This window comes from Thalassobaculum sp. (genome assembly GCF_040219215.1).
In the GTDB taxonomy this organism is placed as follows: domain Bacteria; phylum Pseudomonadota; class Alphaproteobacteria; order Thalassobaculales; family Thalassobaculaceae; genus Thalassobaculum_A.
This window is the reverse complement of record NZ_JAVJSX010000014.1, coordinates 1-10,339: the sequence shown is the minus strand read 5'-3', so window position 1 is coordinate 10,339 and position 10,339 is coordinate 1. Positions and strand designations below refer to the sequence as shown.

Below are 10,339 nucleotides of genomic sequence, written 5' to 3'. Positions count from 1 at the left end.
CCGGCACCGAGCAACAGGAAACCGACCGCGTGCCGGACGATGAAGTCGGACACGCGGGAGAAAGGACGAGTGACGATGTCAGCCTCCGTTGAGCTTGCGGCGGGGGAGATACTTCCTCGGCACGCCGTCGACGTACCGGTCGGGCCAAAGGGTCTCCGGCTTCATGTCGAGGGCGTCGGCGATGATGCGTTCCATCTCCGGCCACGCGACACGAAGGGCACGAGCGGCCGAGTTCGGGTGATAGCCGTGCCGACGCGACACTTCGGCCAGCGACAGCCCTCGCCTCTGCAACTCGCCCTTGATGCGGATGGCGTCCCAAGCGGGGTCACTTTGTTCTTGATGAAGAACGGACATTCGTGCACGATCCCCGTCAGTAACGAACAATCGTATTTATACACGATATAGTGTATTTTGTCCAGCTGTTGGGCTGGGCGGAGTGTGTCCGCATGCAGAGCCTGGCTGAGAGGCTGAGGGAAGCGAGACACAGACTGGGGCTCACCCAGGCCGATCTCGCCAAACGTCTCGGAATCAAGTACCGCACGCTTCAGGACGGCGAGCGTGGGCTGTCACTGCCAGGAGCGAGAATCCTGGAGGCCTACGCACGGGAGAACGTGGACATCAATTGGCTGCTGACCGGCGTCCCGGCTCGCACCGATGGTGGTCGACCGAGCAGGACGGAAGCCCCGACGCTGTTCGACAAGCCAGCGATCCCGATCAAGGGTCGTCGTTTCCGCATCCGCAGTCGGAGGCTGGTCCGAATCCCTCACATCGATCCATTCGATCCGGACAGCTTCGATCCGAAGACCGCCGACAGCGTTCTCACCATCGATCCGTCCAGGCTGGTCGCCTACAACATCGACTATGCTTTGCTGGGCCGCGAAGATGCCGAACTCGCCACCACCACGGTGATCGACGAACGCACGGCAAACGGCCTCAAGAAGGGCACGCTGGTTCTGTTCGATACGTCGATGCGAGAAGAGCTTCAGTCGGGGCGGCTCATCGTCCGAGAGAGAGCTTCACTGACCGTGTCCGCAAAGGTCTATGGTCGGCAGCTTGAAGCTATCGTCGGCAGAGTCATCTATGCCTTGCAGATTTCGTAATACACTTGGACCGCATCGCTGAAACTCCAGTAGATAGTTCGCCAGCTTAGTTGGCAATGCTTAAAGAGTCCTTGAGGGACCAGTCACGGAGGATGTTTCCTTGGGATACATCTCTGACAATTACGAATCCTATCTGGCGACCGTTGCAGAGCTTCTCACTGCTGAAGGAATGACCGAAGCAGCTGAGGTTCTGCGGTTGTCGAACGCGAAGGTCGAAGAGACGGGCTTCGACAACTGGAACGGTGGGACGACAATCTGGACCATCTACTTGCAGATCGAGCCCACGAAATACGCTCAGCTCGGCCCTCATCGAGACGCACTTGCGGAACAGATCGACAACCGCCTGCACTCTGTTTTGGAGCAGTACACTGACGACTGGTTCAGCGTGAAGATCGTCCCGGAAGTCAAACCTCGTCCCGAATGGCGGCAAACAGATGCCGATATCCCACGGGTAACGAGGCAAAACATCTTCGATGGATTGCGTATCGACAACGTCGATTGGAGCGGACGACTTGAAGAAGTCGAGTTCCTGCAACGCCTCTACGATTTAGAAAGCCTACCGTCACATGACAGTCGGTTTCCCGATGCCGCTGGAGACATCTGGCAACACCGGGTCAACAACCCGCAGGACTGGGACGATGACTGGGTCTTTGGCGATCCACGCTTCAACCTGCTTCGAGGACCGTCGGATACCTTCGTTCGATTTCTCTGTGAGATGGTGCACCCCGTTGTCCGGCCCGACCGGAACGAGTCGTTGAAGCTCGTGCAACAGTTCAATGAGCAGCTGAGAGGTGACGGCTGGCATCTTGTCGAGGAAGAGAAGATTGCCGGTCGCCCAAGGTACGTCGGTCGACGCATCACGAACTCAAGCGGTCGCTCCGTCTCGCGAGCCAGAACCGTCGCAGATGCGTTGGACGCTGGATGGATGCAGAAAGAGATCGAGAGGCTGGAAAACGCGATTGATCGTGATCCAGCGTTGGCCATCGGAACAGCTAAGGACCTCGTCGAGACATGCTGTAAGAGCATCTTGTCCAAGAGAGGGGTTACCGTCTCTCGCTCCGACGATCTCCCGCGTTTGACGAAGGCTGTCGCGAAAGAACTGAAGCTTGTTCCAGAGGGCATCTCCGCTGAGGCAAAGGGAGCAGAGAATATCCGCCTGGTACTTCAGAACCTATCGGCGTTGACGAAGAACCTCGCCGAGCTTCGTGGCCTCTATGGCTCCGGTCACGGTCGAGATGGGAAGTACAAGGGACTTGAGCCACGTCACGCCCGGCTTGCTGTGAGTGCAGCAGTGGCATTCATCGATTTCGTGACCGAGACCTACCACCAACGCCATGCCGGTGAACCAAGGTCCATGGGAACAGAATCCCCGCTTCCGTCTTGATACTCGAACCAGTCTAACCAAAACACCCGATGCTGTAACCAAGTGAAAACAAAAAGACCGACTATTCGTCGGCCTTCTTGTTATCCCCATGAAGTTCAGCAACCGTCAAAACCGCACAGGTTCACAAGCATAGTTTCTCTGGATGTACTGTTCGATATCTCGTTTTACATACATCACCGAGCGTCCTATCTTCACGAATGGAATTCCGTATCGACGATGAACGCGGTCTTTCTCCAAGAAAGATGCGGAAACATTCAACATCTTTGCGGCTTGTTCAGTCTTCATCAGAAGCGGTTCGTTGTGGATACTAACCATGGTAGTTTACTTCGCTACGGGAAGGGTGATTCCTTCTCCTAACCCCAATGTATCCCCACGAGACCGCATTTCCACACATTCCCCCACCAATCTGACATTTTCTTAGGCTGCCGTCTGAGCCAGCGGAGAGATTTGACCCGACATCCGTCCCGCAATCGTCGCCGACACTGTCTCTGTAGCGTGTTTCAGCGGGGCGTCTGCAAGGTGAGCGTATCTCTCGGTCGACGAGGCTTTCTTGTGGCCGAGTAGCTTGCCGATGGCCTGAAGGCTGAAGCCCATATCTGCCGCGATGGACGCGTAGGTGTGACGAAGGTCATGGATACGGACATCCGGAATGCCGGCCTCCTTCCTGATTCGTTCCCAGGATTTCTGAAGAGCGATGAAGTGCTGACCCTCCTTGTTACCGGGAATGACATGAGGGTTGTCCGGCACCCGGTGGATGCCTCGAAGCACATCCTTGGCCATTGAATTCATCTGGACATGCCGTTCACCGGACTTCGAATCGCGGAGGTGAATAAGGCCACTTTCCAGGTGCACGTCATCCCATTCAAGGGTGAGAATCTCAGCCTTCCGGCAACCGAGTAGCAGAAGCAGACGGATCGCGTTGACGGCCGGGTTCGCTCCGGGAATCGGCTCGTAATGCTGCAAAACCGCTGCCAAGCGTTGGAGTTCCTCGTCCTTGAGACGACGGTTGAGCCTCTTTTCCTTGAACTTCTTGACCCCGACCACGGGATTGTCCTGGCGAAGCTCTCGATCAATGGCGAACGAGAAGATGCCACCAAGCATGCCAATCGTACGGTTCGCGACACCCTTCCCGCCGATGGTTCGGGAATAGGTCTTCCGCTTCTTCTTCGGGGCGGTCGCACCGTCCTTTGCCGATCCATCGTCCGCACTTGACCCGCGAGTGACGTTAGGGTCTAGCCACGGTCTCGGGGTCGCGATCTCCGTCATCAGGCTCTGCATGTCCCGTCGCGTCACGTCAGGGACCTTCAGGAAGCCGATCAGTGGCCGTACGTGGGTGTCGATCCGAATCCGGTCCATCTCGACTGTCTGTGCCTTCTTCCCAGCGATTCCCTCTTCGAGGTAGAGGTCGCAAAGCTCGGACACCGTCATCGCCTTGCGGTCGGCCTGTTTCTTCGATGCCGGGTCTTCGCCGCTCAGTACGAGAACGTTGAGTTCACCAGCCTTGCGGCGAGCCTGATCGGTAGTCCACGTACCGTGCTTGCCGATGGAGTACCATTGCTGCCGGTTGCGATACCGGTACTTGAACACGTACGTCTTGGTGCCGCTGGTCCGAACGCGGACCCCGAACCCAGCGATCTCCTTGTCCCAGACGACGTAGTCCCGATCACCGGGCTCCAGGCCATCCACGACGCGTTTCATGAGTTTGGTCTCTGACATGTGTTAGTCTCCACAGTGGTTTGAAAAGACGGCTGGCAACCAACCGGCTACCATCCGCTGTCCAAAACGTGGGTACTGAGAGACCGTCTGTGCAAGTCAAGTCATTGACTTGAAAGGAAACTTGAAACCCGGTCCAACCCGATGCAAGACGAAGAAACAGGGTCGGACAACCTTGCCAAGGTTGGGGTCGTGAGTTCGAATCTCATCGCCCGCTCCAATTTTCCGCACATCTGAGACTGAAACGCAGCCGACCACGGTCGGGCGGCTGCGTGGGTCCGGTCCGTCTGACTTCCCGAGCCCTGTCCGGATGTGACAGGGTCGTCGCTTCGACGCGTCACGGGGGCGGGCAGAGCGATGACCAGTTCAACCACAGGCGACAGCGGCGCCTTCGATCCAATCGGGTTCCTGCAGCGCCTGGTGGCCATGGAGACCTGCGACCCGCCGGGCCGCGAGATCGAGATCGCCACGCTGGTCCATGACGAGCTGCGCGCCCACGGCATCGAGGCCGAGCTCGACGAGTTCGCGCCCGGCCGGGCCAACGTTCTCGGACGGGTTCCCGGTACCGGCGCCAAGGCGCCACTGGTGCTGTCGGCCCATCTCGACACCGTGCCCGTGGGTACCGTGCCCTGGTCGTTTCCGCCGTTCAGCGGCGCCGTCCGGGACGGCCGGGTGCTCGGCCGCGGCACCGCCGACATGAAGAGCGCGGTGGCCGCGATGATCGCCACCGCCGTCGAGCTGACGAAACGGGCCGCACCGCTGGCCGGCGACGTGCTGCTGGCGTTCTCCGCCGGCGAGAGTTCCAACTGCCTGGGCGCCAAGCGCTTCGTGGAGCGCGGATTCCAGCAGCGGATCGGCGCCCTGCTGATCGGCGAGCCGAGTTCGCTCGACGTGATCGTCGCGGAAAAGGCGGCGCTGTGGCTGCGCGCCACCGCCCGCGGCCGCAGCGGCCATGTCTCCGGCGACCCCGGCGTCAACGCCATCGGGGTGATGATGGACTACCTGGGCGGGCTGGACACGCTTGCGCTGCCCGCACCCGAGCACCCCCTGCTCGACGGGCCGACCTTGCGGGTCGGAACGATCGCCGGCGGGTCGGCGGTCAACGTCACGCCGGACACCTGCACCGCCGAAATCGACGTGCGGCTGGCCCCCGGCATCGACCCGCAGTCGGTGGTCGCCCTGCTGCAGGCCGCCGCTCCGGCGGAGATCGCCGTCGAGATGACCGACTTCAAGCCGGCGGTCGAAAGCGCGCCGGACTCGCCGTTCGTGACGCTCTGCGCCGAGGCCTGCCGCGCCGAGACCAATCGGGCTCCGGCGATCAAGGGAGTCTCATACTTCAGCGACGCAACGGTGCTGGCCGCCGGACTCGACGTGCCGTTCGCGATCGTCGGTCCCGGCGACCTCGGGATGAGCGGCCAGCCGGACGAGTCGGTGTCGGTGGACAACGTGCTGGCGGTCGCCCGGATCTACCGGCGGGTGGCCGAGCGCTGGCTGGCCTAGGCGCCGGTCCCGAACCGCGCCACCCAGCCGGCAAGCTGCTCGACCGTCGCGTTGCCGCCACACAGCACCAGGCCGAGCGTGCCCTGGTTCCCGGTACGCTCGATCACCGTGCGGGCCGCCGGGATCAGGCAGCCGGCCGCCGGCTCGACCCAGCAGCGCGCCTCCTCGGCGATCGTGACCATGCCGGCGACCGCCGCCGCGTCGGACACCACCAGCACGTCCTCCAGCAGGGCCGTGGCATGCGCCAGGGTGAGGTCGCTGACCACCGGCGCGCCCAGCGTCGAAGAGATCGACGACGGCTTGATCGGCACCGGCCGGCCGGCGGCGATCGCCCGGGTCATGGCGTCCGCGCCCTCGGTCTCCACCCCCCACACCCGGATCGCCGGGTTCGCCGCCTTGAGCGCCACCGCCACCCCGGCCGACAGCGCGCCGCCGCCGATGCTGACCAGCACGTCGGTCAGGTCCGGCGCGTCGGCCGCGAACTCCAGCCCGAGCGTGCCGTGGCCGGCGATGGTCAGCGGATCGTCATAGGCGTGGACGTAGGTCAGACCCCGGGCGCGTTCGGCCTCGGCCGTGGCAAAGGCAGCCGACACGTCCTCGACCACCAGCAGGTTGGCGCCGCCGTCGCGGATGCGCTGCTTGGAACGTTCCGGCGCAGCCGCCGGCACCACGATGGTCGCCGCGATCCCCATGCGCCGGGCGATCATCGCCATGGCGATGCCGTGGTTTCCGCCGCTGACCGTCACCACACCCTGCACACGCTCGGCCTCCGACAGCGACCGCAGCTTGTTGACGATGCCGCGCGGCTTGAAGCATCCGGACTCCTGCAGGATCTCCAGCTTCAACGCGACCAGCCGGCCGAGATGGGCGGTCAGTCCGGGGCTGGCGACGGCAGGGGTGCGCACGACATGCCCGGCGATGACGCCGGCGGCCCGGTGGATGTCGGCGATGGTGATCAGGGAGCTCACGGCGGTTCCTCGGCAGCGCTGGACGACGGCGCAGTCTAGACCGAAACCGTCGATGTCGGGATTGTTCGGACCCGGCACGACACCGGACCCCGAAAACCGAAATATTTCCATAGCTTTCGCGGATTCCAGCTTTGCGATAGGCTTCCCCGGTGAGTGCGGTCGGCGCGCGCGCCGCGGGAGGACACATGCGCACCAGAAACGAAATCCAGAAGACCGAGAAGATCGACGCCGCCGCCGCCTTGGTGCGGGACCGACTGCAAGGCCGGAAGGCCGATATCGCCGAGCGGTTCCTGCGCCAGTTCTACGCCAACGTCGCCCCGCAGGACCTGATCCAGGACGAAGTCGAGGATCTGTTCGGCGCCGCGGTGACGATGTGGGCGTTCGGTCGCGAACGACCGGTCGGCACCCCCAAGGTGCGCGCCTACAATCCGAAGTTCGAAGAGGTCGGCTGGCAGTCGCCGCACACGGTCATCGAGATCGTCAATGACGACATGCCGTTCCTGGTCGATTCGGTCACCGCCGCGCTGAACAAGAAGGACCTGACCGTCCATCTGGTCATCCACCCGATCCTGCGGGTCACCCGGGACGCCGGTGGCGTCATCACGGCGCTGGCGGAGTCGGAGGTCGCCGACAAGGAGGCGATCGCCGAGTCCTTCATGCACCTGACTGTGTCCGAGCAGACCTCGGCCGAGGCGCTGGCGGAGATCGAGACGACCCTTCTGGCGGTGCTGTCCGACGTACGGGCCGCGGTCGAGGACTGGCGGACCATGCGCCAGACCATGCTCGACGTCATCGCGGGCGTGGAGGCTTCGCCCCCGGAGACCATGAGCGCGGAAGACGTCGCCGAGGTCTGCGCGTTCCTGCGCTGGATCGAGGCCAACCACTACACCTTCCTCGGGTATCGGAAGTACGACTATACCGGCGCCGGGACGAAGGCGAAGATGAACGTCGTCGGCGGTTCGGGCCTCGGGATCCTGCGGGATCCGGACGTCCATGTGTTCGACGGGATGCGCGATCTCGGGGCGCTGCCGCAGGACGTGCGGGGCTTCCTGCTGGCCCCGACCCTGCTGCTGATCATGAAGGCCAACAAGACCTCCACCGTGCACCGGCCGGTGCCGCTGGATTCGATCAGCGTCAAGACGATCAAGGACGGCAAGGTCGTCGGCGAACACCGTTTCATCGGGCTGTTCACCTCGGTCGCCTACAACCAGAGCCCCAAGGAAATCCCGTTGCTGCGCCAGCGCGTCGCCAAGCTGGTGGCGCGCGCCGGCTTCCGGCCGGCCAGCCACGACGGCAAGGCCCTGGTCAACCTGCTGGAGACCTTTCCGCGCGACGAGCTGTTCCAGGCCAGCGAAGACGAGCTATTCGAGACCGCAATCGGCGTTCTGCACCTGCAGGAACGCCAGAAAACCGCCCTGTTCGTGCGCAAGGACGCGTTCGAGCGGTTCGTCTCGGCCCTGGTCTATGTGCCGCGCGACCACTTCAACACCCAGCTGCGCATCACCTTCCAGGGGATCCTGGAGCGGGCCTTCAACGGGCAGGTGGCGGCGTTCTACACGCAGATGTCGGATTCGGTGCTGGCGCGCCTGCACTTCATCATCACCACGACCCGCGGCAAGGTGCCGGACGTCGATGTCGAGGACCTCGAGGCGCGGCTGATCGACGCCGGCCGGTCATGGCCCGACAAGCTTCTGGAGGCCCTGGTCGAGACCCGCGGCGAGGAAGCCGCCAACCTGCTGTTCCGCCGCCACGGCCAGGCGTTCCCGACAAGCTACCGCGAGGCGTACACCGCGCACGCCGCGATTTTCGACATCGACCGGATCGACGAACTGGGCGCCGGCCGCGACCTGGCCATGAACCTGTACCGGCCGGTCGGCGCCGACGACGACGTGCTGCACCTCAAGCTGTTCCACTTCGGCTCGCCGGTGCCGCTGTCGGACGTGATGCCGATGCTGGAGAACATGGGTGTCCGGGTGCTGTCGGAGGTCCCGTTCGAGATCGCCGGCCGCAACGAGGCCGCCGGCGTGTGGATCCACGATTTCGCCATGCGGCTGCGCAGCGGCGCCGACGTCAATCTCGCCGAGATCAAGCAACCGTTCCAGGAGGCCTTCGGCGCGGTCTGGGCCCGCCAGATGGAGAATGACGGGTTCAACAGCCTGGTCCTGGGCGCCGGCCTGACCTGGCGCGAAGTGACGGTGCTGCGCGCCTACGCCAAATACCTCCGGCAGGCGGCCTTCACGTTCTCCCAGGACTACATGGAGGAGACCCTCCGCAGCTACCCGAAGATCGCGCGGCGCCTCGCCCGGCTGTTCATCGCCCGCTTCGATCCGGATCTGGGCGAAGCGCGCGTCGAACGCTGTGCAGAGCTGACCTCGGCGATCGAGGACGGCCTGGAGCGGGTCGCCAACCTCGACCAGGACCGGATCCTGCGGCGGTTCCTGAACCTCATCCAGTCCAGCCTTCGGACCAACTACTTCCAGCCTGCCGCCGACGGCCAGCCCAAGGACTACATCTCGGTCAAGCTCGACAGCCGGGCCATCGACGACCTGCCCCTGCCGCGCCCCTTGGTCGAGATCTGGGTGTATTCGCCGCGGGTCGAAGCCGTGCACCTGCGCGGTGGCAAGGTGGCGCGCGGCGGGATCCGCTGGTCGGACCGGCGCGAGGATTTCCGCACCGAGATCCTCGGCCTGCTGAAAGCCCAGCAGGTCAAGAACGCCGTGATCGTGCCGGTCGGCTCGAAGGGCGGCTTCGTGGTGAAGCGCCCGCCGGTCGGCGGAAGCCGCGAGGAGATCCAGGCCGAAGGGATCGAGTGCTACAAGATCCTGATGCACGGGATGCTCGACATCACCGACAACATCAAGGGTCCCGACCTGATTCCCCCGAGCCAGGTGGTCCGCTACGACGAGGACGATCCCTACCTGGTGGTGGCGGCCGACAAGGGCACCGCCACCTTCTCCGACATCGCCAACGGGGTCAGCCAGTCCTACGGCTTCTGGCTGGACGACGCCTTCGCGTCCGGCGGATCGGCGGGCTATGACCACAAGAAGATGGGCATCACCGCACGGGGCGCCTGGGAGTCCGTCAAACGGCACTTCCGCGAGCTCGGCCGTGACATCCAGAACGAGGATTTCACGGTGGTCGGCGTCGGCGACATGTCCGGCGACGTGTTCGGCAACGGCATGCTGCTGTCCAAGCATATCCGGCTGCAGGGCGCCTTCAACCACCTGCATGTGTTCGTCGACCCGGATCCGGATCCGGCGAAGAGCTGGGCGGAACGCAAGCGGATGTTCGAACTTCCGCGATCCAGTTGGGCGGACTACGACACCAAGCTGATCTCCAAGGGCGGCGGCATCTTCGAGCGCAGCGCCAAGTCGATCCGGCTGACGCCGGAAATCAAGGCCGCCTTCGGGCTGACCGTCGACACCATCGCGCCGAACGACCTGATCAAGGCGATGCTGGTGGCCAATGTCGACCTTCTGTGGTTCGGCGGCATCGGCACCTACGTCAAGGCGACCCGGGAGACCGCCGCCGAAGTCGGCGACCGGGCGACCGACACGGTTCGGATCGACGTAGGTGCCGATGCCGCCGAACCACAGAAGGTCGACATTGGCCACCAGCATCGCCTTGATCAGGTCGTTCGGCGCGATGGTGTCGACGGTCAGCCCGAAGGCGGC

General features: G+C 63.5%; 7 protein-coding genes and 1 pseudogene. 4 read left to right on the top strand and 4 right to left on the bottom strand.

Going from position 1 to position 10,339, the window contains the following annotated elements; translation table 11 throughout:
- Positions 1-78: 78 nt before the first annotated feature.
- Positions 79-354, bottom strand: a complete 276-nt coding sequence (locus RIC54_RS12545) for a helix-turn-helix domain-containing protein (RefSeq protein ID WP_350151062.1) — start codon at positions 352-354, stop codon at positions 79-81.
- Between the two features lie 92 nt (positions 355-446).
- Between RIC54_RS12545 and RIC54_RS12540 the strand changes: the two genes are divergently transcribed.
- Both RIC54_RS12540 and RIC54_RS12535 read left to right on the top strand, forming a co-directional pair.
- Positions 447-1,100 (top strand): helix-turn-helix domain-containing protein, encoded by a 654-nt coding sequence (locus tag RIC54_RS12540; protein ID WP_350151060.1) that lies wholly within the window; start codon positions 447-449, stop codon positions 1,098-1,100.
- A 100-nt stretch (positions 1,101-1,200) separates the two neighbouring features.
- Positions 1,201-2,484 (top strand): abortive infection family protein, encoded by a 1,284-nt coding sequence (locus RIC54_RS12535; RefSeq protein ID WP_350098402.1) that lies wholly within the window; start codon positions 1,201-1,203, stop codon positions 2,482-2,484.
- A 105-nt stretch (positions 2,485-2,589) separates the two neighbouring features.
- Here the strand turns inward: RIC54_RS12535 and RIC54_RS12530 are convergent, their stop codons facing one another.
- Both RIC54_RS12530 and RIC54_RS12525 read right to left on the bottom strand, forming a co-directional pair.
- Positions 2,590-2,769, bottom strand: coding sequence for a helix-turn-helix domain-containing protein (locus RIC54_RS12530; protein ID WP_350098401.1), 180 nt, complete (start codon positions 2,767-2,769; stop codon positions 2,590-2,592).
- 132 nt (positions 2,770-2,901) lie between these two features.
- Positions 2,902-4,200 carry a tyrosine-type recombinase/integrase gene (locus RIC54_RS12525; protein ID WP_350098400.1) on the bottom strand — a complete coding sequence of 433 codons (1,299 nt, stop codon included), beginning with the start codon at positions 4,198-4,200 and terminating at the stop codon, positions 2,902-2,904.
- 354 nt (positions 4,201-4,554) lie between these two features.
- Here RIC54_RS12525 and RIC54_RS12520 point away from each other — a divergent pair, with 354 nt between their 5' ends.
- A complete protein-coding gene (locus RIC54_RS12520; RefSeq protein WP_350098399.1) occupies positions 4,555-5,697 on the top strand; it encodes a M20 family metallopeptidase in 1,143 nt (380 codons plus the stop codon).
- On the opposite strand, the gene RIC54_RS12515 is transcribed toward RIC54_RS12520, so the two are convergent.
- A complete protein-coding gene (locus tag RIC54_RS12515) occupies positions 5,694-6,665 on the bottom strand; it encodes a threonine ammonia-lyase (RefSeq protein ID WP_350098398.1) in 972 nt (323 codons plus the stop codon). The genes RIC54_RS12520 and RIC54_RS12515 overlap by 4 nt on opposite strands.
- A 185-nt stretch (positions 6,666-6,850) precedes the next feature.
- Here RIC54_RS12515 and RIC54_RS12510 point away from each other — a divergent pair.
- Positions 6,851-10,234, top strand: a pseudogene (locus RIC54_RS12510) (NAD-glutamate dehydrogenase); the annotation flags it as partial.
- Positions 10,235-10,339: the final 105 nt, after the last annotated feature.

Bases quoted from the DNA above. Each gene is read 5' to 3' on its own strand.
- RIC54_RS12545 (WP_350151062.1), bottom strand. From the start codon at position 354: ATGTCCGTTCTTCATCAAGAACAAAGTGACCCCGCTTGGGACGCCATC.
- RIC54_RS12520 (WP_350098399.1), top strand. From the start codon at position 4,555: ATGACCAGTTCAACCACAGGCGACAGCGGCGCCTTCGATCCAATCGGG.
- RIC54_RS12540 (WP_350151060.1), top strand. From the start codon at position 447: ATGCAGAGCCTGGCTGAGAGGCTGAGGGAAGCGAGACACAGACTGGGG.
- RIC54_RS12530 (WP_350098401.1), bottom strand. From the start codon at position 2,769: ATGAAGACTGAACAAGCCGCAAAGATGTTGAATGTTTCCGCATCTTTC.
- RIC54_RS12525 (WP_350098400.1), bottom strand. From the start codon at position 4,200: ATGTCAGAGACCAAACTCATGAAACGCGTCGTGGATGGCCTGGAGCCC.